The sequence below is a fragment of the Pseudodesulfovibrio profundus genome (assembly GCF_900217235.1).
Taxonomy (GTDB): Bacteria; Desulfobacterota; Desulfovibrionia; order Desulfovibrionales; family Desulfovibrionaceae; genus Pseudodesulfovibrio; species Pseudodesulfovibrio profundus.
Genome location: NZ_LT907975.1, coordinates 109,988 through 135,413 on the forward strand (window position 1 = coordinate 109,988; position 25,426 = coordinate 135,413).

A 25,426-nucleotide genomic window follows, 5' to 3' on the forward strand; every position below is an offset into this window, starting at 1 on the left:
CTCTCCCTTCAGGCTCGCGCCAGTCGAACAGCTTTTTTCAAATTGAACGCCATGGCGAGGATGTGGAACTCTCCCTCCACCTTCTCACGACCCACGTATCGGGACCGAAAGAATGCGTAGCCACGTTTGAGTGTGCCGAAGGCCCGCTCGACTATTTGCCGAATGCTGCTGATGTCACGGTTGCGGGTCTTTTCGAAGTCTGTCAGCCTGCCGCCACGAGGCGTCTTGTCCATGGTTCCGTCCTCCAAATCGCGATCAAACAGAATGTCCCGGTTCTTCCCGCTGCAATAGCCCTTGTCCGCATAAACCCGTGCGCCGGGATCAAGGCCGACGCCATTCACGAGCCGCTCGAATTCGCCCGTGTCCGAATGGTTCGCGGGAGTGATGTGACCACAGAGCAGAAACCCGTCTCGACTGTCCGTCGCGGCATGGAGCTTGTAGCCGTAATAGGCCCGATTTCTCTTGCGGAGCCAGGCCGCCTCCTCGTCATCCGAATAGCTGACCCGGCAGTCCACCGGCCCATCCTGTTCTTCGGCGTCCTCGGAACGGTCCTCAGGCATCACGTCGATAACCTTGCGCGGCCGCCGCTGCGACTCGACTACCGAGGCGTCCACCACGGCTCCCTCACGGACAAGAAGCCCTTGTCCTTCAAGCTGGCGGTTAAGCATGTCGAGCAAGGAGTCCAGCACCTTCAGGCGGATCAAACCGTTACGGAAACGGCATATGGTGGTCTCGTCCGGCACGTCGTCCTCGATGGAAAAACCGGTAAATCTGACAAAGGAGAGCCGGTCGAGCAGCGCCTGCTCCACGCCCGGATCACTCAGGTTGTACCAACGCTGCAAGAGCAGAATCTTGAACATCGCCAGAGGCGGATAGGCGGGATTGCCCACGGCGTTGGCCTTGCGCCTGATCTTCTTGCACAGAAAGGCGTTGATGGGCTGCCAGTCGATGAGTTCGTTGATCTCATCCAGAAATGTGGTCTTGGTTCTGCGGTGCCCCAGGAAGTAATCACCCAACCGAGGTCCTTTCTGCCGAATAGCCATGCCTTCCTCCTTTGGATGGAGAAATAATAGCATAATAAATCAAATAGTTAAAGAGTAAAAGTGTGGGATTTGCCGTGCAGAGGTCTCTGGTAAGGTATCAAAGTATCATAGAGGTAAGTATGATGCTTGCTATGATTTGTTGACGAGTGAATTTGAGCCTAATCAGAGTTGTTGGGCAACAAGGGAGCGGCTTGAAATCTTGCTCGTAGTGCGCCAAGTAGTTAGAAAGGACAAGTGTTCACTAGCACAAGTGGAGAGCTTCATCTATAGATTTCAACCTGACTGGAGAAGACGAACGAAGTGCCAATCAATTGTCGAATTGATTCAAAACCTGGGCGGTTTTGAGATCGATGAATCGGAAAAGAGGGTAAGAGAATTGAATAGGTAGGCAATCCCCAAATAAAAAGCCCAGCAAGTGCTGGCCTTTTTATTTGGGGATATAGTGGGATACGATTTCCGTACGGCCATGCCCTAGCTCTTCGGCGATGTTTTGAGGCGCATTACCTTGTCTATACAAGTCTTGGGCATATGCATGTCTTGAGGAGTGAGGGTGGGCGTTGTTATCCTTCGTTCCACCCAATCTGTGTATAGCGTTGCTTTGACATTTAAGGCCCTGCATTAAGTTCATGTTAGAGGGGATTAGGGATGTCTTTCCCTCGCGTTTTAGGTGATCTTGAACCCGATTAAGTAATTCTCGCTGGGATTTATTTCGAATCGGGATTTCTCGTGGTCTTCCACCCTTACTGCCACGTACGATTAGTTTGCCATTAGCCACTCCAGTCGAAAGCAGCGATTCTTTGGCTCTAAGACCAAAATTTTCACGCAGTTCAGCAGCAAGTCCGAGCCATTCATCTTTTTTATAAAGTTGGGCGGTGAGATCGTGGATTTTCTCCATGTCGGCCATGACTGGTTTTAATCGGTCTCCTGCCCTTGATATTCCGAGTTCTCGGTTTGAGCGAGGTACTATGTTTTGTTTGCTAATGGCCTGCGCTATTGCCCGTGCTGCGGTCCCATAGCTAGCAAGCGTCGAGGGACTAAGCCCTTCCTCTTTTAAGTCTTCAAAGACTCCTCGGGTATGTTTTGTCTTGAGGTGGTTTATCTTTTGTAAGCCGTACTTCTTTTGGACAAGGTCGCAGAAACGGCGGATCTGCCCTTTGTTTTTATACTGAGTCAGCTTACTAGCCCGTCTGTTTTTACCGAGTATTTTCTCAACTTGATATTTTAGATCCATTTCTAATCGCTCCTAGGTTCGTTAAGTGTAAAAACCATCGCATCCCAGAATTGTAAGCCGCAGCTTAAATCTGAATGATGCTACCTCTGCATCCAGCTACCTCCTTAGAGATAGTCTCCGAGCGGAGAGCAGAGGCGGTCTACAACCTAGACTTATCTAGGAGGAGGCGCGGGCCGCCCACCATAGTTCGGCCGTAGTTTTCTCTTTCTCGTTGAGAAACAGTGGTGGTGTGGTGTGCTGCAGTCCGTCTCTTTCTCCTTTTTGGTAGAAAGAGACGGACTGCTGGTCATCGTTCCCACTTCTTCGCACCTGGAAAGATGTGGGAAAAGCATCAGCCAAAAGGGTGGTCAGTTCCTGTCGAGTTGCAGTGCAACTCCGCCAATCCATGGTTCTCATGACCCTTTTTCATGGGCTGGTTGCGTGGGTTTACGACTAGGCAACCAGTAGCCGTCGATCGAGATCGAGGTTCTTCGACGCTTCAGGAGCATGCTCCAGCTTTGCCAATCGACCAATGTGTCGGCTTTAGCGCGTCCATAATCTAAAACGGGTCGATGCATTTATTGATCGAGCCGAGTATTAATGCCGAAAAGTTAGATCACAGAATCAAATGTGTCAATTTGTCTAACTAAATCAGTATGATGAATGGTGATTGATAGTGCTTGTTCATAATGGCTCATGATGAGAGGTGATTAAAATGTGTTGGGATAAAAAAATCTTGCTGGTAGCGCCAACCTGTAATCATTAATAAATACCGCCAATTCGTAGACATCCCGTTTCCTTGGATGTATGAGTGGGCAAACATACAAGGATACCCACGTTTGAACAGACTTATAAGAATATCGATGACGTACTCTGGAAAGAAGCCGGATATTCGTCGGAACTTGACTATACCGAGCAGACTTCGTGGCTGCTCCTTTTGAGATATCTGGGTGATCTGAAACCGGTACGGGTCATAGAAGGCGAGCTGGTGGGCAAGGAATATAGCTACATTATTGACGGAAAGCACCGTTGGTCTATGGGGCGCGCCCATTGATTTGGGATGTGTTCGTTGGGTTTCAGGAAGGACTGTATGTGGATAAACATTAAGAATTTAATGAGTACCCTGTTTACTTTGAAGTAGTATTGAATGGAGGTCGATGTTCAGTGTGCAATGCTTGGAATCATCACCCCAGTTGTAGGTGCGGTTGGGGAGGAGAAGGGCACTTAGGACGGAGAGATTCTAGCGATTGCGATGACCAGTCGTGGCAGATCCCCCCCATCTACACAAGATATTATGAAACTTTCGTCCGTCCAAATGCAAAATGTCCTGTTTGTGGAGAATTGGTTTTTTATTATCAGTCACCCAATGGTGGTAGGGTTTTTTTTGATGAACTCGGACCTCCTTGGCCAAAGCATCCATGTACTGTAAAATACAAAACGGCAGCTAAAGGCATTTGTCCTTCTGATGTTGGGCGTGAAGTGTCTGCGGCTGATTATTCGTGGGGGCTAGATGGTTGGGAGCCGTATGTTGACATTAAATGTCGTCGCTGGGAGGAGGCGTATGTTGTTACGGGGCTGTATAAAAGAAGAAAATTAGAGTTGAAGTTCAAGTCTAACAAGTTAAAAGATTATAGCAAAAATATGTTGAACGAGTGCCTTTGGATGGCAAAAGTTCAAACACCTGGAAGTTACGACTTGTCGATTTGTAATGGGAAGTCAGACTTTGTCATCACGGGGGATCTTTTGTCAGCGCCTGCTCAAAATGGGGTGCGTGGCCAAAGATTCGGCATGTTGTCAAAAAAGATATATGAGGTCCGACATCGGGTTCGAGCTTTGGAAGTCGCTTGCTCGCTGTGTGGCAATAAGGAAATCTATGGCATGAGTTGGTTGCTGAGCGCTTACCCTCATTGGACTCGGCTTGTTGTTATTCGCAATGAGTTTCAATCGAGAAGATGTAGAAGGTGTCAGGCTCTCGAGCTAGGAGTGAGTTTTTTAAATAAGAAGAAGAGTAATAAAAAGAAGAAAATGCGATAAGCTGTTTTCTTGACAAGATTATTTATATCCATCATATTTGCTTTGCTCTTTAGCGGAATTGTCGGTCAATTGCCGAAAGGTTTAAGCCGTCGTGTCGGGCGCTCCGCCAGACCAATTGTTATTGTGAGCATTTAGCGGCAAATAAGGACGCGCTTTTCTCCTCCGTCGCTAGCTCCTACGTAGAAAAGCGCGGCCTTATTTGCCTCGCTCAAGTAAAGGGCACTTATTATTGAGTGAAAGAGTGAGATTTACTAGATGGATGATCTGTTTGAACGCTTGACTAGCTCAATAGACCTGTCGAAAACCAAAATTTACCCTCCTCCTCCTCGCATAGTTCTGTGCGGGGGTAAACATGATGTCACGAATGGTGAGCAGCGAGTGTCTGTTCGAGATGCCCTTTATCGATCGGCAGAGATCAAAGGAAAAGGGTATTATGAACACATATTGCTTCCTGAGAATATTTTTAAATTCTATCAATCCTCTGGATATACCGATCTTTTGAGGTTCGAAAGAGATCTGGCTGAATTATCTACTTTAACAATTGTTATTCCAGAAGGTCCTGGTTCTATCGCTGAATTGGGGGCATTTTCTGTGTTGAATGAAATTAACAAAAAACTAGTAGTTGTCGTCCATGAAGATCATGTTGAAGCTGGATCCTTGCGCTTTCCCCCGAAATTCGGACCACCGGTTAAAGTGGAATCTGCGTCCTTAAACCGATAAGGAAGGACGTATGACAAAGAGCAACAAAAGACGGAAGCATTCGGATAAGTTCAAGGCCAAGGTCGCGCTGGAAGCTATCCGTGGCGTGAAAACGTTGGCGCAGTTGGCTGCGGAGTACAAAGTGCATCCCAACCAGATATCCACCTGGAAAAGGCAGCTCCTTGAAAATGCCGAAGGAATCTTTTCCGGTGGCAAGAAAGCCAAGAGCCAGGAGGAGGTCACCGCACCTTTGTTCGAGGAGATCGGTCGGCTCAAGATGGATATCAAGTGGCTTGAAAAAAAGTTGTAAGCCTGCCGCTTGAGGTACGCCGCCAGTGGATCAAACCGGATCGGGAGTATTCCATCCGGCGGCAATGCAAGTTGGCAGGCATTTCCCGCTCGGGGTTTTACTACAAACCTGCAGCCGAGTCCGATGAGAACTTGGCCTTGATGCGTCTCATCGACGAGCAGTATCTGCGTCAGCCGGATTACGGCTCGCCGCGCATGACGGATTGGCTGAAGACACAAGGCCATCAGATCAACCACAAGCGAGTTGAGCGACTGATGCAGCTGATGGGCTTGCAAGCGATTACTCCAGGGCCGCATACGAGTGTCCCCAACCCGGAGCATCCCGTGTTTCCTTATCTGCTGAAAGGAGTTGCCATTGAGCGAAAGAATCAAGTCTGGAGTGCTGACATCACCTACATCCCCATGCAGCGCGGCTTTCTGTATCTGGTGGCAGTGATTGACTGGTGGAGCCGATTCGTATTGGCTTGGGAACTGTCAAATTCCATGGACAGTTCGTTTTGCGTGGACGCACTGAGCAAGGCATTGCGCATCTCCACGCCAGAGATGTTCAATACGGACCAGGGAGCGCAATTCACGAGCCGTGAATTTACCGGCGTTTTGCAGAGCAAGGGCATTGCAATCAGCATGGACGGCAAAGGCCGTGCAATCGACAACGTATTTATCGAGCGGTTGTGGTGGACGGTGAAATACGAGGATGTTTACCCCAAGGCGTATTCTGATGGAATCGAGCTATACCATGGGCTTACGCGCTATTTTCGGTATTACAACGAAGAGCGCGGACATTCGTCGTTGGACAAAAGAACTCCCGCTGCCGTATACAGAGGCAACCTGAATGTTCATTGACTTGGCTCGCAGCCGTTGCTCCGCTCCGCCCTCGGCCCTTCGGGCCGCCCCTGCGGGGACGGGCTACGCTCCACAACGGCTGCGGCGAACCGCCTCCACGGAGGCACAAACTCGGACGCAGGACTCCACCTTAAAATGGCCGATCAGTGGTCCAAAGGATGGGGGGAGGCGCACCTTTATCTCTGATGGCCCCATCAAGTATCTAAAAGAATTGAACAATGAATCCATAGTTGTTCATTCATGGGTTTTGAGTGAAAAAGGTGATTTTGAGAGCTTCGATGAGTTGCCTGATTTGGTGGAGTATCTGGATGTTGTTTCTCGGGAAAGAGGGAAAACTCAGAATTTTGATGTTAAAGCAGCTAGTCACCATCTGTTCATAATACTTGAGTTGCTTAGACTGGTTCTGCTGGCAACAGATAAGGATCTAGTAAAGTTACTTGAAAATTTTGATATTTATACGGATAAAAAGGAACTTAAATCTCGGATGATGTTGTTGAAGCATCTTGGTTTTGTTGATGTTCAGCACTATCAAAATAGAACGTTTTATGTTCTTAAGAAGTCTGACTATAGGTATGTCAGGTTCGTGAATATTGATGATGAAGAAGTCTTTGATGCAATGAGGTGGAGTACGGAGTTCGGGGAGTATTATCAGAATAATGATAAATACCGCACCAAAGCCTATAAAAAATACCTGGCTAAAAATGGGGAGTAAGTCTGTGTCATTTTCATTGATAAGCAAGATCTCCTCAGATCTATTGATACCTGTTGAGAATCTTAGATACATTATTAGGACAAGCCCTTATAGGTATAAGAAATATAGTATCCCTAAGAGGAGGGGGCGAGGGGTAAGGTCTATTGCTCAGCCTGCTAAAGAAGTAAAGAAGTTACAGTATTGGGTTATTAAGAATGTGCTTTCCAAATATCCGGTGCACCCAGCGGCTACAGCATATAAAAAAGAAAGTAGTATCTTACAGAATGCCGAAATTCATTTGGATAGCAGGTGTCTTCTCAAGCTGGATTTTGAAGATTTTTTCCCATCTATCTTGGCTACCGACATAGTTCATTTTTTTGAGAAAGGGTCCCTTGAGTTTGACGAGGAAGAGGTAAATGCCTTGGCGTCAATATTGAGTTGGGCTCGTACTCGTACTGCAGAACGAGTTGTTGCTATTGGTGCACCCTCATCGCCTATGTTGACCAATATTATGCTATACGATTTTGATTCAGTAGTCAGGCGGTGGTGTGATGAGACAAAGATAAATTATACCCGTTATGCTGATGATATTTCATTGTCAGGCGATTCTAAAGAGTCATTGGCAGAAGCGAAGAGGAAAATTGCCGAACTTTTGGAAGAAATGAATTCCCCAAGATTAAGCCTTAACAATGACAAAACCGTTTTTGCAATGAAGCCATTTCGACGGTTTGTGACAGGGCTCTATCTCTCAAATGAAGATAAAATTTCACTAGGACGTGATAAAAAGAGAGCAATACGGGCGAAGGTTCATCACTTTGTAAATGGCAAGTTCAATCAAGACCAAATTCAACATTTAAGAGGGGTGATTGCTTTTGCTCGAAGTGTTGAGCCTGAATTTGTTGAAAGGTTAGAAAATAAATTCGGAAAGTTATTTCAATGAGAGTATCTGATCAAGTCGCACATTATTCTGAGACATGTGCGTATATGAAAAAGACCCAGGCATCACGCGATAAGTATTTCATATTTTTGATTCTGATCGTAACAGTGTTTGCTTCGCAGTTTGAAAGCTCCCAGTTAGCAAAAGACATTGCAGTGCTTTTTATCTCAAAGAAGTCTGACCTATCTGACTTGGTAGTTTTTCAGTATTTTACATCTTTTCTTTGGTTTGGATTGACTCTTTTGACGGTTAAATACTGTCAGACGCATGTGCATTTAGAACGCCAGTACAAGTATATACAGGCTCTTGAAGATAAGCTCCAATCTCATTTTAATGACGACATATTTTTTACGCGAGAAGGTAAGTCATACTTCTCAAAGCATCCGTTTTCATCAGAGCATGTTTCATTGCTCTTTCGAAGAGTGTTTCCAGTGGCCTTTATATATATTTGTTCTGAGCGATTGCTGATTGATGTTGAATGGGGGGGGCTTTTTAGGTTCATCCGGCTAAAGCGTACTTCGCTTCGTGAATTCCCATGATCCTGAGCTTGAAGAACTCGGTATCCCGATATCCGTAGGCTTGTCGTTTCAGCGTCTTGATCTTGTTGTTGGTTCCCTCGATTGGGCCTGATGAGATGGGATGGTCGTAATAGGCAAGAATGCCGAAACGATACGAGGCAAGCGTCCTCGCCATGATCTGCAAAGGGCGTATCTCCGAGGCTTCGGCTCTGGCGATCCAGTCGTTGATGACTTTCTCTGCCGTCGCCTTGTTCGGCTGGGACCAGAGTTGCCGCAAATCCTCTTTCAGATAGTAGGCTGTCGCCAGAGGTTTGTTCAGCCGCAACGCTTCATCCAAGCGCTCCTTTTCATCACGGCTTTCATCCAGATTTTCGGGGTTTTTCAGAAGAATCCATCGAGTTCCTTTGACCGCTTTCCTTTCAAGTGGCGAGGTGAGTTCCCGAAAGAGCTGGCGGCGGATCTGCGTGATTTTCTCGTTCATCAGCTTGACCACATGAAACCGGTCAAACACGATAGCCGCATTCGGCAAGTTCTCCATGACAGCGCTGATGTAGCCTGCGTTCATGTCCGTCGCCACAGCCGCAATCTTGGCTTTTGTCTTCTTGAGACGTTCCCAAAACGGGGTAAGCGTTTCTCGACTTCGTCCTTCACCAACAAAGACGACTGCGCCACTTTCGAGGTCCATGACCAGCGTGAGGTACTTTTGCCCTTTACGGACGCTGATTTCGTCGATGGCGATATACTTGATCTTTCCCAGGCTGGGACTTGAGAAACGGCGAAACAGATAGCGCTTGAAGATTGATTTGATGGTGTCCCAACCGACGCCCAGCAGATCGGCAACATCCTGAATCGTCATCTTTTTTGCCAAGGCGAGAGCATATCGCTCAAAGGCTTTCGTATACCAGCGCCTGGACTCGGCGATCTGAATGTCGATCAAACGAATGACGCCGCAATTGCGACATCCTACCCGTTGGACGGGAATGACCAGCCAGACGGGCTTGAAACCGATGGGCACAGTCTGAACCCATCTTTCGGCAAAGCCGTGGCGAATGATGTTTCTGGAATGGCAGCAAGGACAACGAATCAAGTCATCCTTGGGCTGCACTTTCAGGATGATGTTGCCTGCGATGAAATCCTGCCGAACGTAGTCGTAGCCTCGCAGGCCGAACGCGTGGTAGATGAAACTCGTGGACATGGTGATTACTCCTCCCGCTGGTTGGTGATGCTTCCAACGGTTGGACGCCATGTCCTTTCATTTTGTCAAAAGTACGCTTTAGCCGGATGAACCGCTTTTTAGTGTTGTAGCTTCTTCTATTTTAGTTTGCGGACTGATTACAACGTTTACTCTTTTTTTGTATTTAATCGATTCATGTAATTGGAAATGTTCAAATTTATGGCTGAGATGGGTGGATATTTCCATATGCTGTGGGCTCCCTATCATGATTGCTATACTGTTCTTAAATAGGATCGATTGTCATCTTGTTGTAACCCAATTTAATGGACTAGGCGTGGTAAATCGTATTGCCCTTGTTGTCATTCTTCTGCTGTTTGGGGCCCGTTATGTCTTGTCTGCAATAAAAAAGAATGCAAGCTGAGTCAGATTGCAAATCTTATCTTTGGGGCTGTACCAGATAACTAGCCCATATGTCTTCTAACCCACTGTTTCAGTTGTTTAAACTGGCTTCGCGGATTGCTGTTATTAAAACGCCACTCGCATTCCTTTAAAAACAGAGAAAAATGCTTGGTTGGAATGCCGTTGAATTTCCTCATATGGCGTTTGGCCTGGTTCCAAAAATTCTCGATTCCATTGATGTGGTTGTGGCTATCTGCAAACAGCTTCGAGTGGTTGATTCGGAAGTGTTTGAACGCTGACACATCAAGGACATTGTAGCCATACCAGCAGTCCGAGTAAACCACACTGTCTGGCTGGATTCTTTCCTGAATAATGGGAAGCAAGGTTTTACCTTTCGCATCAGGAATCACCTGTGTATAGACCTTCCCGCCCCTTTTAAGGATTCCAAAAACAGGAACCTTACCAGCCGCCCCACGTCCTCTTTTGCCCTTTCGCTTGCCACCGAAGTAGCTCTCATCGACCTCAAATTCGCCAAAATCCATCCCTTCACAGGACTCTTCTACCGCTATGATTTCCCGGAGCCGGTGAAAGTAATAGGCGGCTGTTTTGACGTTCACACCAACCAGATCGGCAGCGCAACGAGCTGTCGTGCCAGCCACAAAATGTTCGATTAAACGAAGCTGCTTGTCCTTGCTCAAACGACTTTTTCGCATTGCCATACCGATAACCCAAAGGAGTTATCTGGTACAGCCCCTTATCTTTTAGCTCCTGCCAGCCGTTCTGCCAGTCTATTTGCCCTTAAGTGGCTATACCGTGCCAGCATCTGCATCGACTTATGACCAGAGATCATTTTGATTTCCATGGTGTCCAAATCGGTATTTTCAAATAGGCGGGATGTTGCTTCATGTCGGAGATCATGAAAGCGTAAATCGTGGAGCTTTGCAGTCTTGACAGTCCGTCGCATGTAGCCAGTAATTTGATCTGCTGATAGGCCAAAGACAGAGCCAGATATATTTCGGGGGAGGCCTTTTAATATGTCTTTCGCTCGCGGGGAGAGTGGAATCGTTCTCTCTTCGTAGTTTTTTGTCTCGCCAAGGTAGATCGAGGAGCCCTTTAAGTCGACATCGCCCCAATCTAGGCCAGCTATTTCGGCTCGCCTCATAGCGGTTTCTAGAGCAAAAAGTACAACCGGCTTGAATCTGTCGGCGGCCTTTTCCAAGAGACTTTCTTCCTCTCCCTTTTCTAGCCTTCTGGTGCGACCTTGGCCAGCTTTGGGCTTATGGACGAGCTTGGTCGGATTGACGAGGGATTCCATGCCCCAATCACGTCTGGCTACTTCAAACAACTTTGAGAGTAAGGCGAGGTCAAGCCGGATTGTATTGCCAGATACTCCCTCCTTCTCACGCTCTTTGATGAAGGCAGCAATCTCCTTGCCTCTGATGCGTGCTAGGAACAGTTTGCTAATGTCTCTGGATCTAATTGCATTGGCGCGATCAGTTTCGCGCTTGGGGTGTTTTAAGCGGGTCTGGATGTATTCCTTTATGTAGCGATCAATCGCTTCGGTAAGAGTGGTTCCTTCAGCCTCTTCTCTTGAGACGAAGACGCCTTTGTCCATTTCGGATTCAATATCGCGCGCCCACTTGTCTGCATCACCTTTGCGTTTGAAGGTTTTGCTCACAGGCTTGTGGCCCTTGCGTCTGACGCGGGCGAGGTAGCGGACTTCATCCTTGCCTTTGCTGTTCTTGAACTCTTTTTTCCAGATGGTGGCCATAGTGACTCCTTTCGAGTGTCATTTTAAACCACAGTGTCACCGAGGTGTCAATTTGGCCCAAGAGAGAAAAGGACTTTTGCTGTTTATAAGCAAAAGTCCTTTAATATCTGGTGCCTGGGGCGGGATTTGAACCCGCACGACCCGAAGATCAAGGGATTTTAAGTCTCTTTTCCCTAAGTATGTGTATAATTATTACAGCATGTTAGGGGTGTGGTTTGGTGTGACAATCGCTTCCCGCGTGACAAACAATGTGACTTGGTGTGTCTGGTAGTTTATTGTCGACGCAAATCTACTGGCTCCTTCTGTTCATGAATTCATCAAAGCGCTTTGACAAAACCAGCGTGTAATCAATAAATGCCTCAGTAAATCCCAAAATGTCTTGAGCGTCTTCTTTTGTGATGTTGCTCTCGATATCGTGTACTGCGGTATTGCCTGATTCGCGAAGTGCCGTCGCCCATTCATAGATTTTTGTATCGATTGTACCATCGTCTTTTAACTGTTCAATGATGCCATAAAGGTTTCTTCCTTCAGGCATAAATTCTTTGCCTACTCCTTCTAATGTCTTTCGACACATGATCGCGCAAGCTGTATATGCCTTGCTCTGGAAACAGGTGTTAGCTTCACCAAAGCAATTACGAACGCCCAAAGGAACTTCAGATCCAAATTGTCTATATAATTCTGGATATTGTACTGATGGCTCTTGCCACTGGGATCCAGTCCACCCATCAAAATTAGCCATCTCATTATACCATTGATATGTTAACATTGGGTGTTTACAAACAGGGCATTTCAGGAGGGAGTATTTGATGGGTTCGCCAATCTCATCGATGAACACATCGTAGGCACCAACTGGGTCGGTATTGACTCGATGGTGACAATGTGGGCAAGTTACACTTAATTTTTCAGTGGCAGGAGAGGTCATACATTCCTTCTTTTTTTTGAACTTCCCTAGCTAGGGCTATAAATGGCCGCTGTGAAGAGTTGTAATGCTATATTAAAGAATGTTTTTAGCGTGTGTATTTCCGTTTTGCAATAAAAAGACCAAGAAGCTATTCTTGGTCTTTTGGTACCGGAGGCGGGACTTGAACCCGCACGACCGTTAGGTCTGAGGATTTTAAATCCTCTGTGTCTGCCATTCCACCACTCCGGCACATTGTAAAAGAACACCGCCAATTACCCCTCAAAAAGGGCTTATACGTGACAACTCGCGTGACAAGCAAGAAATCGTAAAATCCATGAAGGCAAGGCTTACACCTTGGAATATCTGGATTAAATTAGAAACACCCGAAATGTCACGGGTGTTTCTTTTCCATTTTTTCAAGTCTTGCCAGGGTGTTAGCGTCACTTCTTAATTTTTAAGTCCCTGGTGTCTACCAATTCCACCACCCAAGCGTGGGTTGTGTCATTATCGCGCAAGAGTGCGGCGCGTCAATGAATTTTTCTTTGACAAGAGAAAGGGCATATCCGGGGAGGTGAATATGCCCTTATGTAAAATGAGCGCAGGGGATGGAACACGGCATTTGACAGTGGTGGCCTTGCGTATTCAGCGCTCATTAAACAATTGTTTTGTGTGTTTGACGTATGCATAAGATTACACATCGAACTTAGGTATGAATATCAATTCTCCGCAATTCCAGTAGAAAATGTGCATTTGTAGAGCTGTCAAAACTAATTGTTCAATTATATGACAGCCTGTTCTCACACAGTATTATAATTTTAGGGGCTGTACCAGATAACTCCTTTGGGTTATCGGTATGGCAATGCGAAAAAGTCGTTTGAGCAAGGACAAGCAGCTTCGTTTAATCGAACATTTTGTGGCTGGCACGACAGCTCGTTGCGCTGCCGATCTGGTTGGTGTGAACGTCAAAACAGCCGCCTATTACTTTCACCGGCTCCGGGAAATCATAGCGGTAGAAGAGTCCTGTGAAGGGATGGATTTTGGCGAATTTGAGGTCGATGAGAGCTACTTCGGTGGCAAGCGAAAGGGCAAAAGAGGACGTGGGGCGGCTGGTAAGGTTCCTGTTTTTGGAATCCTTAAAAGGGGCGGGAAGGTCTATACACAGGTGATTCCTGATGCGAAAGGTAAAACCTTGCTTCCCATTATTCAGGAAAGAATCCAGCCAGACAGTGTGGTTTACTCGGACTGCTGGTATGGCTACAATGTCCTTGATGTGTCAGCGTTCAAACACTTCCGAATCAACCACTCGAAGCTGTTTGCAGATAGCCACAACCACATCAATGGAATCGAGAATTTTTGGAACCAGGCCAAACGCCATATGAGGAAATTCAACGGCATTCCAACCAAGCATTTTTCTCTGTTTTTAAAGGAATGCGAGTGGCGTTTTAATAACAGCAATCCGCGAAGCCAGTTTAAACAACTGAAACAGTGGGTTAGAAGACATATGGGCTAGTTATCTGGTACAGCCCCTAATTTTAAATAGTTTTGATAGAGTCGTGGGCTGACTCTGGAGTAGTGGTCAAAATCGGATATGAACTCCAAGCCGGGAATGACTGCACGCGTGACAGGGATATTCAAGTCTTTGCGGGTCAAATCCACATATGCTGGCGTATAACCATTTGAAATCAGGGTGTTTTCAAGTACAAGTAAATCGCCTTCCGCACTACCTGTAGAATAATTGGGCAGCGATTCCAGTTCCCGGATTGGCAGGTTGCTCGGGGCTGGAGCGCTTTGGGGGCCAGGGTAGGGATAGGGGGTCTCCGTCATGGCGGAAACCAGTGCGGACTTACCGTTCAGGCCTGAGCCTGTGCCTTTGTTCATGTCACCTCGTTTGCCCACTACAATGGATTTGTAGCAGGGAACGCCAAACTCAGATGTTGCATCCATGAACCAAACATCAATTCCATCTTCTTTATATGCGTTGAGAAGATGGTTTATATCCGGGTCTTGAGTTTTGATGCGAAAACACTTCTCAAGGCTAAATGGTACAGTCGCATCACTGTCTCTCTCTATGACCTCAGTGAGCGCGGCAACTTTCGCTTCTGCCTGGGTGTTGCCGGAGGCAAGCCCCGTAGAACCGAACGCTGAGAAGAGACTTTGCTCATCCAGATTGCAGAAGAGGAATACCAGTTGAGCTGGAACCCACATGGGAGTTGTCCCTCCCTTGCCATCGGGAATACATCCTTCAAGCCAGTGCAATGGTTGCCCTGCGTATGGGACTTCCAGCCTCAGGTTGGAAGGGTTGATGGCCGGAACTGTTAATTCCTCATAGCTTCCGCGAAGAAGCGGATACTTTCTTGCGTACTTCAATACACCTTCTGAACCGAATGAAGCATATGAGGAAAAACGCTCTGCCATTTCCATTGAGTATGATGCGTCAGCCTGTTCAGTGGAAAGACCTCGCCCGTAGCAGGTTTGGATTCCTTCGAGTGAGTTGGACATACGCCCGTTTTTGCATCGAATCTTGGGCATCCAGTGCCGCAGTCTCGCTATGGGAGAGAGCGAAGCCTTGTGCTCCATTGCCGGACCCAAAAACGCATCAGCTTTTTCCAAGGCTTTCAGTGCGAAATCAATTGTCTCGGTTAGTGGCTTGCGGGGATTAGGGGCGGGAAGATCATTCTTCAGTAATTCAAGGGTATCACTGATTGTTGTGATTGGCTTTTTGGGTAAATCGTCCTCTGGGATTGGCGATGCGAGGCCATGTTCTTCCGGGCGTGGGAGCGGGGTAAGATTGAAGATATTGTTGCCGAACATTCGTATCCATTGTGTGTGCAGGGCTTGGTCTTCAAGTAGGTAATTGCGGATGTGGATGGCTGGAGTGTGGTCCAAGAAAAATGTGGGGTCGATTCCGTCAAAGAGTGGGAGGAGTTGATGTTGCCGTTCATGGCAGATGCAGGCTTCATACATGATTGCCGCAAGAACGGGATCTGAAGCCCCTTTATCTTTCATGACCTGAACTATGAGTTTCTTGAGTTTTCGGGTGCGAAAGTCCTTGAATCGTTGAAGTACAAATTCATGCATGTAGTCATCAAAAGGGTTTTCACGTAGGTGGTCGATCATCTCATTGAAGCTGAGATTAACGGCTGGCATGGCGGCGAATTTGCCGACACCGAAATCTGTATCCATCATTTGGAGCTTGTAGCGCATGCAGTATCCCTCGGATTGCAAGTGTGTAGAGAGCTGAAGAGCGGTAAAGGGATTTTACCACTTTCTACAGCGCACGCTATGAAAGAAAAAGGATAAAAACAAGGCCTGAGTCGAATTAAGTATGAAGGCCTATGTATTATGAATTGATTTGCGAGATGAGCCGTACAACATGAGGGAACATGTCTTGTGCGATTCTTTCGACGCCTTGCTCGTTGGGGTGCATTTCATCCATGAGCTTGAGAGAAGAGGAATGGAAATAGCTGGCTAGGATATCCGGCATAAGCGGAATGGAGTAGTGGTTGGCCAGTTCTTCGAAAATTTGATTAAAAGCCAGGCGATAGTTCTCATCGTCATTTGTCAGTGCGGAGATGCCAACAAGAAGTACTGCAATTTCGCGGCGTTTAAACTGTTCAATTATCGTAGAAAGGTTGGCTTTCACGGCTTGGGGCGAATCCCCGACAAAACAGTCGTTCGCTCCAAATGCAACAATGACAGCATCGGGGTTGGCGCTGATGACATCCTGTATTCTATGGAGACCGTCTTCAGCGGTCTCCCCGGAAATGCCGAAATTGAGACAGGTCGCGCCAATTCCTTCCGCTTGCAACATTGCCTGAAGAACCGAGGGTAGGGCTGCATCTGGTGCAAGGCCATACCCTTCGGTCAGGCTGTCTCCAAAACAGGCTATGTGAAGCGGTGTCTTCACTATTGCCCGCCGATCCAAAGTTTGACTTTAGCTGCCTCTTCATTCCAGTCGCGGCTCATACGGAGCCTGAGGAACTCATTGAAGACGATGTCGAACATTTCAAGGCAGCGTTCCACCAGAAACATTTTTTCAAGAAACTTGGAATCCGGATCGTCACCATCTTCATCTTTAGTGGCAACCTTTGGTGTTTTCAGTCCAGAGAGGCCGAAGTCAGCGGCATTGACCGTCAGCAGCCAATCGTCCTGATCCATAGTAAAGAGAAGCTGAGCCTTGTTGACCTTTTTGCCTGTCAGCAGACCGGCCTTGGCTTCATCCAGTTCACCGCCCGGGCTGGAGACTGTTGCAGTAGATTTGGTTTCACCTTCGCCACCCTGAACAGAAACCTTCTGCTCCATCTGCAGAGAAAAAGTCCTTTTATCTTCCAGTTGGAAAAGGACATTGTCATTATCAGTTTTATACCAGAGCCAGGTCAGAAAATCCTGACCAAGCAGGGTGTTTTCGCGTTCTACGAGAGAAAGATCCATGACGACTCCTTACACGAAAATTGTCGGTTCGAGGTTTTCGAGTTTGGGGGCCGCATCTTCACCCATGACTTCCATGGCCTGAAAGAAGGGCGTCAGTGGTTCCAGGTGTAGCTCGAATGTCAGTGCAAAATAGTCTTCAAAAAGTGCCCGAACTTTGGAGTTCGTAGTTGTGAGATATATTCTGTTGGCTGATGGGTTCCAAATGATATCAAACGAAGCTGGAATGGGGAAAGTTCGCGCGCGAAGTCTCAGGGTGACCTGCTCCTTGATCTCTTTTTTGCGATCACGGGAGACAAAGTTTTTACCCTGTTCCTTGTTGTGGGCGAGCTCCTTGTTCAATGCGATGGTGTTGTGCTTTTTCAGCACGGCAGGCGGAATCCTACGAGTGTCCAGTCGCAGACTGAAAGTGAAGTATTCAGCTTTTTCGGGTGGAGACTGGGTCCAGTTCATGTCCAGCATATCATCAATGTTGGTCCATCCAAAAGAGCGCTCGTCAGCGGTCGCATCAATATCCACAAAACAGAATTTTTGTAATTTTTCCGGAACTTCACTTAAGAGTTCCTTGGGGACATCTTCAATAATTCTGTAGCGTGTAAGGCCAAGACTGGCGGATAGTATACTCAATTCCGGCTCCTCGCTTCTGTGCGGTTTTAGTGGAGTCACTGAGGTAAAATCTCTTTAGTCTCTTGTCCAGTTAAAAGCCGTCATGGGACTATGAAAGAGTGGTTGTTTGTGGGAACCTTGTTTTTAACGCTGAAGAACATTAAGGTGTACGCACAAGGAGACCCCATGCAAAAACAAGCACTTGCAGATTTGATATCGTTTTTGGAAGAGAAAAGCTCACGAGTCCTCGAGATTGAGAAAGAAGCGGATATCGCTCTCAAGCAGGAAGGGCAACTCGCTTTTCAGGCGAAGCTTGAGGAAAAGGCAGAAATTTTAGCGGCACTTGGTGAGAAAGCCTGGAAGAAGACAGAAGCGGTTGGTGGCACTTTAGGGGATGAAATCGCTCGCAAACTGGAGCAATTTTCCATGAGTGCGAGCACATCGCTTCGTATTGGAAGTGTCTTTTTTATGTCCGCATTGCTCTACCCCGAGGACCACAAGCCGGGCGAGCCAAACGATTTGCAATCATTCATTATCGATTTGAAAGGAAGAATGTAGCACTTTGCTGTTGGCAGATGCGTATTACGCCTGTCCCATGTTGAGAATTTCCTGAAGTGAGTTGTCATGCGGCTGTCCACTGGTAATGAATCTGCATCCGACCACGTTGTTTTCGTGTCTGACCACTTTGCACGTGAGGTCGGCTGCATGTAGCGCATTGCCGAAATAAAGGTCGACAATTATATCCACGCCGCGCTTCACTCGAGGTGTACTGAAAGCGAAGCCGACACCACTTGCGCTGATGTCCGTTGCGGGGAATCGTTTATTCAACCGTTTGAGATGAATCTGTAGACCTGGAATGACCTTTCTGGGAGCACTTCTTTTGACTGACTTTCTTGTGTGATCTCCAATAGAGACACTGAAGCTGGCTTCTGGTGAGTGTTCAGGCTGGCTGTTTACGCAAACAGCCTTCTGCTCGGAGGAGTACTTGGAATTGATGAGGAAACAGGCTTTCTCTTCTGCATCCTGATTATCGCCAGATTTTCCATTGTGGTCTATGCCACAAAAAAAGTCGGTTATGAAATCGGAAACAGTCATCGTCCACCCTTGTTCGACAATAGTTTGATTAGCTATAGCATCGTTAATACATGTGCTCCGTGCAAGTCAAAGGATGCTTATGGCTTTTAGTTTTATCCGTTCCTTTTCATGGCAACAGGGGCTTGACATTTTTGCATTTAGCAGACAAAGAATATAAATCTTTTCAAGCTTAAGAGGGTTGATCGAGGAGGACTAGAATGATTGGTGAACTGCTTTCCGGAATGGCTCATAGCACTGGCCCTGGTTTTGTCGGTGTTTCTTTGATTTTTATTTATCTTGCATGGATTCTGGCTATTGGCGTTATTCGCGTCCGTGAAGCCATGGAAGAAGACCACCACTAGGTCACATCAGTTTTTATCAATAAAACCCCGCCTTCCGTATTTTCGGAAGGCGGGGTTTTATTATGCATTTTGCGCATGCACGATTGTTCTGGACTCTCGCTCTATCGAATGGTCCTGCTACCCAGAGTGTCTTCCAGTACGACATCCAGCAGGTACTGTCCGTAGCTGTTGTTGCTCATTTGGTTGCCTAAACGCTCAAGCTGCTCGGCACTTATGAGTCCCTTGCGGTACGCGATCTCTTCAGGGCTTGAGATGACGTAGCCCTGTCTTTCCTGAACGGCTCGGACAAAGCTACCGGCGCCATGGAGTGATTCATGCGTTCCCATGTCGAGCCAAGCATAGCCGCGCCCCAATGTCTCGACAGTCAGCTTTTCTTTATCCAGGTATACTTTGTTGACGTCGGTGATCTCCAGCTCGCCTCTGGCTGACGGCTTCAGGGACTTGGCGATATCAATTACTTCACTGTCGTAGAAATAGAGTCCTGTGACAGCGTATTTGGATTTAGGCTTTTCCGGTTTTTCTTCGATGGACAGAGCCTTGTATTCCTGATCAAACTCCACAACGCCATATCGCTCGGGATCTTTGACCATGTAGGCAAAAACCAGCCCGCCATCCGTAAGCTCTCCGGCCTGTTTGAGAAGAGAGCCCAAACCATGTCCATAAAAAATATTGTCACCAAGTACGAGGCATACAGGGTCGTTACCGATAAAGTCCTCACCAATGATGAATGCTTGTGCCAATCCGTCGGGTGAGGGTTGGACCCGATATTCAATGTTCAAACCAAGGTGAGAACCATCACCAAGCAGTTCATTGAAGTTGGGCATATCATGAGGGGTGGATATGATCAGGATGTCGGTGATACCAGCCAGCATCAGTGTCGAAAGGGGATAGTAAATCATGGGCTTGTCATAAACCGGGAGCAGTTGCTTGGATACGACGCGGGTCAACGGATGGAGTCGGGTGCCGGAACCTCCGGCAAGGATAATGCCTTTCATATAGGTCTCGCTGTCCTGTAATTTACTTCACGGTTCACTTGGTATACACCCCATTTTCAAGGGGGGAGGTAACAATACCCCGCAAGCGCGCAGTATAGTTCTGTGATAAATGAAAAAGCAACCCGCTTTTATGCGCGCAGGCAAATACTATTATGCGATATCCTCAATTTCAATTCACCGGTGGAATTTTTGCTGCACTGCTGTTCATGTTTGTGCTGCTGTTTCTTTTTGTCTTCCTGCCCGTATCTATCGTTGCCGAAGCGTTTTCAAAGCTTGGACTGACGCCTGCTCAGGGTGTGCTTATCTTCATCGCCATTCTCATCGGCAGGGGCGTGAATGTGCCTGTGTATACGAGTAAAAGGCTGGTCGTTGTTCCCAAACCTCGATCCCTGCAATTCACTCTTGATGAATATGGACGCCCTGTTCAGCTTGACGATGAGCCGGGAAACGAAGTGAAGAAGCAAGCCTTTTTGCTTAACCTGGGCGGTTGTATCATGCCGATCCTTTTAAGTTTGACGTTTCTGATCAGCCTTCAATTCAATGGTATGGATTCCAGTGCATATGGTTGGATCGCTTTCGCTTTGGTTATGGTGGCCGGAGGCTGCTATGCCATGGCAAAGGCGGATCCGTATACCGGATTGCGTGTGCCGATGTTCATGCCCGGCCTTATGACGTTTGCTTCCGTTTATTTTTTTGTTCCGCAGGAATTTCGACCTGTTGCCGCGTATGTTGCCGGTACAATAGGTACACTCATAGGTGGAAATCTCATTCCACTTCTTACGCCGCGCATTCGTAATGCAGTTGGAGTTCCTAACGTTGTCATTGGTGGAGCTGGGACTTTCGGCGGCGTATTTGTTGCCGGGATTCTTGCCGTTCTGCTAGCTTAAACATCACCAGGGAGAATACATATGGCTGCCATTGTTTTGAGTTTTGGAGAGGATGTGCAACGTGGAGACAGGTTTGATTGCAGCACCACTCAGGCCGGTAATGTGCAAGCCGTGATTACTTCTCCGGCGCCCCCTTTGAAAGTAGGTGACGTGCTCCAGGCTGGTGAGGGATGTTGTCGTGTCCTCGCTGTTCAGTGGATGCCGGGTGAAGCCGGTATCGCTGGAACTCGTTCCTTTCTGATGGAAGCCCTTGAGGATTGTCAGGCGGGTGAATGGAATTTTTCCTTGTCTTCCAAGCGATACACATTGGCCTGGGTTACTTTGAGTGACAAGGGTGCTGCGGGGAAAAGAGCAGACGAATCTGGCCCGCTGATTGGCGAGATGGTTGCTGAGAAACTTGATCTGGAATGTGTACAGGGTTTTATCATCCCAGATGAGGCCGATCAGTTGAAAGCATTGCTGACTGACCTCGCTCTCACGCAGAAGTTTGATTTGATCATGACAACCGGCGGAACCGGTGTGGGGCCTCGCGACATTACACCAGAAGCAACGTTGGCCGTTATCGAAAAAAGGCTCCCCGGCTATGAGCGGGCCATGACCATGGCAAGCCTGAGTAAGACTCCACACGGGGCCATATCCCGAGCTGTTGCAGGTACAATGGGGCGTTCTGTCATCATTAATATGCCGGGAAGCCCAAAGGCTGTTGCCGAGTGCCTGGAACCGTTGTTGCCTACATTGAAACATACGTTGGAAAAATTGCAGGGCGATCCTTCTGATTGCGCTGAATTACGTGCCTAAGTCCTGATTTTGAGGGTTGCAGAAAAAATCTAGACTTGCTAAAAAAATGGAATTGATTGGTTGCAAGTTCAACTACATTTACAACATACGCTAAGCAGGTTGCTCTATCATGCACAGTAAACGAATCCTGGTTCTTCCGGTTGCCCTTATCATGCTGTTGGTTTTCAGCGGAATGGCTTTGGCACAGGATGCTGATCCCATGCCAGGAAGCGAAACGGAAAAATCGGAAAACATATCCGGTCCATTTGATTTGGAACGGTGTGTTCAGCGGGCATTGGAATTCAATCCCAGAATGAAGGCCATTCGTGCTGAACTGACTGGTTCCGAATTTGGAACTCGCTCTTCCTTCGGTAATTTTCTCCCTTCGGTCAGCGGTAGCTATGGCTACACATACAGCGGACGCAAGAGCCAGTATTCCGACGATCACAATGACTGGGCTGCCACCGTTAACGTGAGCCAGCCTGTTTTCCAAGGGTTCAACTTGCTCGCTACATGGCAGCGTGCCAAGTTGGCGGAAGAGTCTACTGAAGCAAGCCTTCTCAATGTCGAACTGTCGCTCATCTCAAGCGTGCAGTCGAGCTTCCTCTCTTTGCTCAAAGCTCGTGAGGATGTGAAAAGTGCCGAAGATTCAGTTGCTCGACTTGAATCCCAGCTGAAAGTGATCACCGCTTTTTATGATGTCGGTCTGCGTCCCAAGGCAGAAGTCCTTGATGCTGAAGTTGACCTTGCAAACGCGCAGCAGGATTTGCTCACTGCTCGCAATAACGTGTCCATCCAGGAAACACAGCTCAATACCTTGTTGAACATTCCAATGGAAATGAATGTAAATTACGTTGGTGAACTCAAGAAGATTGATTTTGACCTGACTCTGCAAGAGTGCTTGCGACGCGCATATGATGGACGCCCCGACCTTGTGATTGGTCAAAAAAGCGTAGAGATTGCTGAAAAAGACTCGACCATCGCTGCAAGCAGCTTCTACCCGAAAGTGGATGCTGATGTCGATTACGTGAATCGAGGCGTTGATGCCGGACTTGATAGGGGTGGATACAGCCATAGCAGCAGTGAATACTGGACTGCAGGTGTCAATGCCAGCATGACTCTGTTCGAGTGGGGTGCTGACTACTACGACTACAAGAAGACAGAAGAGACTGTGAAAAAGGTTGAAGCTGAACTCGAAGACACGAGACTGAATGCAGGCTTTGAGGTTAAGACCTCCTTGCTGGATATTCAGGAAGCAGCCGACCGTATTACTGTTGCTCGGAAGTCTGTTGCCGCAGCTGAAGAAGCCTACCGTATGGCCGTTGCCCGTTATCAGGCTCAGGTAGGAACCAACACCGATGTGTTGAATGCTCAGTCTCGCCTCACGACAAGTGAAGCGCAGCTCTCGCAGGCCCTGGCTGACTATGGTACCGCCGTATCCGGTTTGTACGTTGCCATGGGTGAAAAAAATCTCGGCCTTATTGCCGACTAGCCATTCAGATGTTCTCGAATAGAAAACGTTCCTGGAAAGCGCAAGGCATGGAATGCGAAGCGTGCGGTCTTGATTTGACTGCGTACAGAGGATGCCAGGAAGTCACCTTACGTTGTCCTCAGTGTGGCAAAGAGTATGATTTGAATACATTTGCCCAACAAATGGATGATGAGTTTGAGGAGGAAATGGGTTTTGTTCCAATGGACAGGATCTGATCTCTCGCTCTCAATGCGTACAATAAGCGCGGCCACCGTTTTTTCGATGGCCGCGTTCCTTTTTCTTGCAGTTTGTGTGGCAGGGGCCCACGCCGCAGAGAATGATTGGCAGCCACTTGTTAAGCGTTTGGTGGATGACGGGTTTGAGCAGGCATATATCGAAAGTGTTTTTTCTGATGAGGAAGTCGTTTATTCGCCGGAAATAATGGCTCGCAAAATGAACTCCCTTGTTGAGATCAAGTTGTCAGCTCGAAAACCATCCAAAGCCCGTCAGCCGGAAGTGATGGATCGGTATCTAAATCCAATCCTTATTGCAGGGGCGTACGCTTTTTATCGTGACAATAGAGCCATTTTGGAACGTGTCGAAACGGATTTCGGTGTGCCAGGGGAAATTCTCACAGCATTGATGCTGGTCGAGACCAAGCTTGGCAAACAAGTCGGGCGTCACAAAGGCGTATTGATCTTGGCAAGTATGGCTCTTTCCAGTGACTTCGAGTTGGTTAGACCACATGTAGCCCGGAAGGATTTGTCTCCGGAAATGATGGATTGGCTTGTTAAGCGGACTGGTGAAAAAGCCGACTGGGGCTATCGTGAATTGAAATCGTTACTGACTTACGCACTCCAGAGTAGCAGGCCTGTGCAAACAATACCGAGTTCCATGTATGGTGCGATTGGCAAGTGTCAGTTTATTCCTTCAAGCGCACTTCATTATGGGGTGGATGGAACAGGGGATGGAGTGGTCGATCTGTTCGATACGACCGATGCCCTTTACAGTATGGCGAACTACGTGAAACTCCATGGCTGGAAAGAAGACCTCAGTTATAAAGAACAACTCAAGGTCATATATCGCTACAACCATTCGGAAAGTTACGCGATGACTATCCTTGCTGTTTCTGAAAAGATCAGAAAAACAAAAGAATTTTTTGAGAACTAATCCCCGTCGACCAAGCTTTTATACAAACTCAGGCTGCGTTTGAAGAATTCCTCAAAAGTCAATTGCGACATTGTCACTTTTTGCGCTGCCAAGACATTTTCCCGCAGTTTCTCGTCTTCAATGACATTGGCTATTGTGTTGGCAAGGGCGTGAAAGTCGCCTGGAGGCACCTGCATTGATTCTGGAACGAGGTCTGGCATAACACCGACTGTTGTAGAAACCAGTGGTCGATCCGCAGCCATGATTTCCAGGGCTGAACGGGCAATGGCTTCCGACCAGAGTGAAGAAAGAACGCCGATATCGATGGCTGAAATGCAGGCTTCAACGTCGTCCCTTTTGCCGGTGATGCTGGTGATATCTTCTACGCCATTGGTCTCTATCAGATTCTGAATCTCTTTCTGCTTCGTGGCTGATTCAAAACCAATGAGCATCAACTTGATATTGAGTCCTTTCTTGCGAAGAAGGGCGGCAGCCTCGATTGTTTCCCGATGCCCTTTGACTCTATCAAAACGGCCAAGCAGACCCAGGACTATTTCGTCATCAGCATATTGGAACTCATCTCGAATGCGAGCGCGCTCTTTTTCGTTGAATGCGAACCGCTTGGTGTCTACGCCGCCATGAATGAGCCAAAGCTGCTTGCTTGGTGTTTTCATGGTGTTCAGGAAATAGTCAGACATGCGTCTGTTGGTGACGACCACTGCATCGGCAACATGGGCATGAAGCCAGCGGTTAATACCATCTCCTCGGGGGGGGCGCTGGTCGCCACGTGTACGGACAAGCTTGTACGGGTAGCCGAAATGCTTCAGAAGAGCCCAGAGGAAAAAGCCTTCTCCCCGGTGACAATTGACGATTTCCGGGCGGTGCTTCTTGAGAAGTTGTATGATATGACGTGTTGCACTGGCGAGGCGGACGGGATTGGACGTATTCAAATCCACGGCAACAGTGGGCAGACCGAGTTCCTTAGCCTTTCTCTCGGTGTCTGTGTTGCCTTGGGTCAGTACGGTTACTTCATGGCCAGCGTCAGCAAGAAGGCGGCTCAAAGTAAGCGCATACCATGAGGTGGCGTTGAACCAGCGAACATTGATTACTTGAAATATTTTCATATATTATGGTTTTGTTAATTCCAG

28 protein-coding genes and 1 tRNA gene are annotated in these 25,426 nt (G+C 47.6%); 15 read left to right on the forward strand and 14 right to left on the reverse strand.

The annotated features are described in order from the left end of the window. Window positions 1-8: 8 nt before the first annotated feature. Entirely contained in the window at window positions 9-1,076 is a 1,068-nt protein-coding gene (locus DPRO_RS00495) for an IS5 family transposase (protein ID WP_097010253.1), read from the reverse strand. A gap of 394 nt (window positions 1,077-1,470) precedes the next feature. Beyond that, window positions 1,471-2,274 (reverse strand): site-specific integrase, encoded by an 804-nt coding sequence (locus tag DPRO_RS00500; RefSeq protein ID WP_097010309.1) that lies wholly within the window; start codon window positions 2,272-2,274, stop codon window positions 1,471-1,473. A 790-nt stretch (window positions 2,275-3,064) separates the two neighbouring features. Between DPRO_RS00500 and DPRO_RS00510 the strand changes: the two genes are divergently transcribed. The 7 genes from DPRO_RS00510 (at window position 3,065) to DPRO_RS00540 (ending at window position 8,305) form a co-directional block, all read left to right on the forward strand. Next, window positions 3,065-3,307 carry a hypothetical protein gene (locus tag DPRO_RS00510; RefSeq protein ID WP_197706489.1) on the forward strand — a complete coding sequence of 81 codons (243 nt, stop codon included), beginning with the start codon at window positions 3,065-3,067 and terminating at the stop codon, window positions 3,305-3,307. A gap of 287 nt (window positions 3,308-3,594) precedes the next feature. Further along, window positions 3,595-4,287 carry a hypothetical protein gene (locus tag DPRO_RS00515; protein WP_097010311.1) on the forward strand — a complete coding sequence of 231 codons (693 nt, stop codon included), beginning with the start codon at window positions 3,595-3,597 and terminating at the stop codon, window positions 4,285-4,287. Window positions 4,288-4,542: 255 nt separating this feature from the next. Next, window positions 4,543-5,007: a retron St85 family effector protein gene (locus tag DPRO_RS00520; RefSeq protein WP_097010312.1), complete on the forward strand. Its 465-nt coding sequence runs from the start codon at window positions 4,543-4,545 to the stop codon at window positions 5,005-5,007. A gap of 10 nt (window positions 5,008-5,017) precedes the next feature. Then, a protein-coding gene (locus tag DPRO_RS00525; protein ID WP_097010299.1) for an IS3 family transposase occupies window positions 5,018-6,138 on the forward strand; the annotation gives its coding sequence in 2 pieces (ribosomal slippage) (window positions 5,018-5,294 and window positions 5,294-6,138; 1,122 coding nt in all). After that, the gene (locus DPRO_RS00530) at window positions 6,128-6,850 is read left to right on the forward strand and encodes a hypothetical protein (protein ID WP_097010313.1); all 723 of its coding nucleotides are present in this window, start codon (window positions 6,128-6,130) and stop codon (window positions 6,848-6,850) included. The genes DPRO_RS00525 and DPRO_RS00530 overlap by 11 nt, the downstream gene beginning before the upstream one ends. Further along, window positions 6,840-7,769, forward strand: a complete 930-nt coding sequence (locus DPRO_RS00535) for a retron St85 family RNA-directed DNA polymerase (RefSeq protein WP_232005805.1) — start codon at window positions 6,840-6,842, stop codon at window positions 7,767-7,769. Before DPRO_RS00530 ends, DPRO_RS00535 begins: the two co-directional genes overlap by 11 nt. 44 nt (window positions 7,770-7,813) lie before the next feature. After that, the gene (locus tag DPRO_RS00540; protein ID WP_157917331.1) at window positions 7,814-8,305 is read left to right on the forward strand and encodes a hypothetical protein; all 492 of its coding nucleotides are present in this window, start codon (window positions 7,814-7,816) and stop codon (window positions 8,303-8,305) included. On the opposite strand, the gene DPRO_RS00545 is transcribed toward DPRO_RS00540, so the two are convergent. From DPRO_RS00545 to DPRO_RS00565, 5 genes are all read right to left on the reverse strand, one after another. Continuing rightward, a complete protein-coding gene (locus tag DPRO_RS00545) occupies window positions 8,265-9,479 on the reverse strand; it encodes an ISL3 family transposase (protein ID WP_097010316.1) in 1,215 nt (404 codons plus the stop codon). The two genes, DPRO_RS00540 and DPRO_RS00545, sit on opposite strands and share 41 nt — an antisense overlap. 440 nt (window positions 9,480-9,919) lie before the next feature. Beyond that, window positions 9,920-10,570, reverse strand: a complete 651-nt coding sequence (locus DPRO_RS00550) for an IS1595 family transposase (protein ID WP_097012874.1) — start codon at window positions 10,568-10,570, stop codon at window positions 9,920-9,922. A 41-nt stretch (window positions 10,571-10,611) separates the two neighbouring features. After that, window positions 10,612-11,628: a tyrosine-type recombinase/integrase gene (locus DPRO_RS00555; protein WP_097010317.1), complete on the reverse strand. Its 1,017-nt coding sequence runs from the start codon at window positions 11,626-11,628 to the stop codon at window positions 10,612-10,614. 289 nt (window positions 11,629-11,917) lie between these two features. After that, window positions 11,918-12,550 (reverse strand): DUF4145 domain-containing protein, encoded by a 633-nt coding sequence (locus DPRO_RS00560; protein WP_097010318.1) that lies wholly within the window; start codon window positions 12,548-12,550, stop codon window positions 11,918-11,920. 142 nt (window positions 12,551-12,692) lie between these two features. Then, window positions 12,693-12,778: transfer RNA gene (locus DPRO_RS00565), tRNA-Leu, on the reverse strand. Between the two features lie 610 nt (window positions 12,779-13,388). On the opposite strand from DPRO_RS00565, the gene DPRO_RS00570 reads away from it, so the two are divergent. Next, on the forward strand, window positions 13,389-14,039 hold the full coding sequence (locus DPRO_RS00570; RefSeq protein WP_097012874.1) for an IS1595 family transposase: 651 nt from the start codon (window positions 13,389-13,391) through the stop codon (window positions 14,037-14,039). Here DPRO_RS00570 and DPRO_RS00575 read toward each other — a convergent pair. From DPRO_RS00575 to rdgC, 4 genes are all read right to left on the reverse strand, one after another. Continuing rightward, window positions 14,036-15,733 (reverse strand): YcaO-like family protein, encoded by a 1,698-nt coding sequence (locus tag DPRO_RS00575; RefSeq protein WP_097010319.1) that lies wholly within the window; start codon window positions 15,731-15,733, stop codon window positions 14,036-14,038. The genes DPRO_RS00570 and DPRO_RS00575 overlap by 4 nt on opposite strands. A 136-nt stretch (window positions 15,734-15,869) precedes the next feature. After that, window positions 15,870-16,436: an arylesterase gene (locus DPRO_RS00580; RefSeq protein WP_097010320.1), complete on the reverse strand. Its 567-nt coding sequence runs from the start codon at window positions 16,434-16,436 to the stop codon at window positions 15,870-15,872. Further along, window positions 16,436-16,960, reverse strand: a complete 525-nt coding sequence (locus DPRO_RS00585) for a hypothetical protein (protein WP_097010321.1) — start codon at window positions 16,958-16,960, stop codon at window positions 16,436-16,438. Before DPRO_RS00585 ends, DPRO_RS00580 begins: the two co-directional genes overlap by 1 nt. A gap of 9 nt (window positions 16,961-16,969) precedes the next feature. Continuing rightward, the gene (rdgC, locus tag DPRO_RS00590; protein WP_097010322.1) at window positions 16,970-17,584 is read right to left on the reverse strand and encodes a recombination-associated protein RdgC; all 615 of its coding nucleotides are present in this window, start codon (window positions 17,582-17,584) and stop codon (window positions 16,970-16,972) included. A gap of 90 nt (window positions 17,585-17,674) precedes the next feature. On the opposite strand from rdgC, the gene DPRO_RS00595 reads away from it, so the two are divergent. After that, entirely contained in the window at window positions 17,675-18,121 is a 447-nt protein-coding gene (locus DPRO_RS00595) for a hypothetical protein (RefSeq protein WP_232005659.1), read from the forward strand. 24 nt (window positions 18,122-18,145) lie between these two features. Here the strand turns inward: DPRO_RS00595 and DPRO_RS00600 are convergent, their stop codons facing one another. After that, window positions 18,146-18,658, reverse strand: coding sequence for a PilZ domain-containing protein (locus DPRO_RS00600; RefSeq protein WP_097010323.1), 513 nt, complete (start codon window positions 18,656-18,658; stop codon window positions 18,146-18,148). 197 nt (window positions 18,659-18,855) lie between these two features. Here DPRO_RS00600 and DPRO_RS20290 point away from each other — a divergent pair, with 197 nt between their 5' ends. Then, window positions 18,856-18,999, forward strand: a complete 144-nt coding sequence (locus tag DPRO_RS20290) for a hypothetical protein (RefSeq protein WP_173806719.1) — start codon at window positions 18,856-18,858, stop codon at window positions 18,997-18,999. A 101-nt stretch (window positions 19,000-19,100) separates the two neighbouring features. Here the strand turns inward: DPRO_RS20290 and rfbA are convergent, their stop codons facing one another. Further along, window positions 19,101-19,994: a glucose-1-phosphate thymidylyltransferase RfbA gene (rfbA, locus tag DPRO_RS00605; RefSeq protein WP_097010324.1), complete on the reverse strand. Its 894-nt coding sequence runs from the start codon at window positions 19,992-19,994 to the stop codon at window positions 19,101-19,103. Window positions 19,995-20,146: 152 nt separating this feature from the next. Here rfbA and DPRO_RS00610 point away from each other — a divergent pair, with 152 nt between their 5' ends. From DPRO_RS00610 to DPRO_RS00630, 5 genes are all read left to right on the forward strand, one after another. After that, complete coding sequence (locus DPRO_RS00610; RefSeq protein WP_097010325.1) at window positions 20,147-20,881, forward strand: DUF1614 domain-containing protein; 735 nt, start codon at window positions 20,147-20,149, stop codon at window positions 20,879-20,881. Window positions 20,882-20,902: 21 nt separating this feature from the next. Then, complete coding sequence (locus DPRO_RS00615) at window positions 20,903-21,679, forward strand: MogA/MoaB family molybdenum cofactor biosynthesis protein (protein WP_097010326.1); 777 nt, start codon at window positions 20,903-20,905, stop codon at window positions 21,677-21,679. Window positions 21,680-21,788: 109 nt separating this feature from the next. Continuing rightward, window positions 21,789-23,150: a TolC family protein gene (locus DPRO_RS00620; RefSeq protein WP_097010327.1), complete on the forward strand. Its 1,362-nt coding sequence runs from the start codon at window positions 21,789-21,791 to the stop codon at window positions 23,148-23,150. A gap of 8 nt (window positions 23,151-23,158) precedes the next feature. Next, window positions 23,159-23,365, forward strand: coding sequence for a dual CXXC motif small (seleno)protein (locus tag DPRO_RS20595; protein WP_097010328.1), 207 nt, complete (start codon window positions 23,159-23,161; stop codon window positions 23,363-23,365). Beyond that, window positions 23,301-24,299 (forward strand): lytic murein transglycosylase, encoded by a 999-nt coding sequence (locus DPRO_RS00630; RefSeq protein WP_232005660.1) that lies wholly within the window; start codon window positions 23,301-23,303, stop codon window positions 24,297-24,299. The genes DPRO_RS20595 and DPRO_RS00630 overlap by 65 nt, the downstream gene beginning before the upstream one ends. Here DPRO_RS00630 and DPRO_RS00635 read toward each other — a convergent pair. Next, window positions 24,296-25,402, reverse strand: coding sequence for a glycosyltransferase family 4 protein (locus DPRO_RS00635; protein ID WP_097010330.1), 1,107 nt, complete (start codon window positions 25,400-25,402; stop codon window positions 24,296-24,298). The two genes, DPRO_RS00630 and DPRO_RS00635, sit on opposite strands and share 4 nt — an antisense overlap. Between the last annotated feature and the right edge of the window lie 24 nt (window positions 25,403-25,426).

What these genes read in the sequence shown, in the direction of transcription:
- DPRO_RS00495 (WP_097010253.1), bottom strand. Translation starts at nt 1,076, where the DNA reads ATGCTATTATTTCTCCATCCAAAGGAGGAAGGCATGGCTATTCGGCAG.
- DPRO_RS00500 (WP_097010309.1), bottom strand. Translation starts at nt 2,274, where the DNA reads ATGGATCTAAAATATCAAGTTGAGAAAATACTCGGTAAAAACAGACGG.
- DPRO_RS00520 (WP_097010312.1), top strand. Translation starts at nt 4,543, where the DNA reads ATGGATGATCTGTTTGAACGCTTGACTAGCTCAATAGACCTGTCGAAA.
- DPRO_RS00530 (WP_097010313.1), top strand. Translation starts at nt 6,128, where the DNA reads ATGTTCATTGACTTGGCTCGCAGCCGTTGCTCCGCTCCGCCCTCGGCC.
- DPRO_RS00535 (WP_232005805.1), top strand. Translation starts at nt 6,840, where the DNA reads ATGGGGAGTAAGTCTGTGTCATTTTCATTGATAAGCAAGATCTCCTCA.
- DPRO_RS00540 (WP_157917331.1), top strand. Translation starts at nt 7,814, where the DNA reads ATGAAAAAGACCCAGGCATCACGCGATAAGTATTTCATATTTTTGATT.
- DPRO_RS00545 (WP_097010316.1), bottom strand. Translation starts at nt 9,479, where the DNA reads ATGTCCACGAGTTTCATCTACCACGCGTTCGGCCTGCGAGGCTACGAC.
- DPRO_RS00550 (WP_097012874.1), bottom strand. Translation starts at nt 10,570, where the DNA reads ATGCGAAAAAGTCGTTTGAGCAAGGACAAGCAGCTTCGTTTAATCGAA.
- DPRO_RS00555 (WP_097010317.1), bottom strand. Translation starts at nt 11,628, where the DNA reads ATGGCCACCATCTGGAAAAAAGAGTTCAAGAACAGCAAAGGCAAGGAT.
- DPRO_RS00560 (WP_097010318.1), bottom strand. Translation starts at nt 12,550, where the DNA reads ATGACCTCTCCTGCCACTGAAAAATTAAGTGTAACTTGCCCACATTGT.
- DPRO_RS00570 (WP_097012874.1), top strand. Translation starts at nt 13,389, where the DNA reads ATGCGAAAAAGTCGTTTGAGCAAGGACAAGCAGCTTCGTTTAATCGAA.
- DPRO_RS00575 (WP_097010319.1), bottom strand. Translation starts at nt 15,733, where the DNA reads ATGCGCTACAAGCTCCAAATGATGGATACAGATTTCGGTGTCGGCAAA.
- DPRO_RS00585 (WP_097010321.1), bottom strand. Translation starts at nt 16,960, where the DNA reads ATGGATCTTTCTCTCGTAGAACGCGAAAACACCCTGCTTGGTCAGGAT.
- DPRO_RS00595 (WP_232005659.1), top strand. Translation starts at nt 17,675, where the DNA reads ATGAAAGAGTGGTTGTTTGTGGGAACCTTGTTTTTAACGCTGAAGAAC.
- DPRO_RS00600 (WP_097010323.1), bottom strand. Translation starts at nt 18,658, where the DNA reads ATGACTGTTTCCGATTTCATAACCGACTTTTTTTGTGGCATAGACCAC.
- DPRO_RS20290 (WP_173806719.1), top strand. Translation starts at nt 18,856, where the DNA reads ATGATTGGTGAACTGCTTTCCGGAATGGCTCATAGCACTGGCCCTGGT.
- rfbA (WP_097010324.1), bottom strand. Translation starts at nt 19,994, where the DNA reads ATGAAAGGCATTATCCTTGCCGGAGGTTCCGGCACCCGACTCCATCCG.
- DPRO_RS00610 (WP_097010325.1), top strand. Translation starts at nt 20,147, where the DNA reads ATGCGATATCCTCAATTTCAATTCACCGGTGGAATTTTTGCTGCACTG.
- DPRO_RS00615 (WP_097010326.1), top strand. Translation starts at nt 20,903, where the DNA reads ATGGCTGCCATTGTTTTGAGTTTTGGAGAGGATGTGCAACGTGGAGAC.
- DPRO_RS00620 (WP_097010327.1), top strand. Translation starts at nt 21,789, where the DNA reads ATGCACAGTAAACGAATCCTGGTTCTTCCGGTTGCCCTTATCATGCTG.
- DPRO_RS20595 (WP_097010328.1), top strand. Translation starts at nt 23,159, where the DNA reads ATGTTCTCGAATAGAAAACGTTCCTGGAAAGCGCAAGGCATGGAATGC.
- DPRO_RS00635 (WP_097010330.1), bottom strand. Translation starts at nt 25,402, where the DNA reads ATGAAAATATTTCAAGTAATCAATGTTCGCTGGTTCAACGCCACCTCA.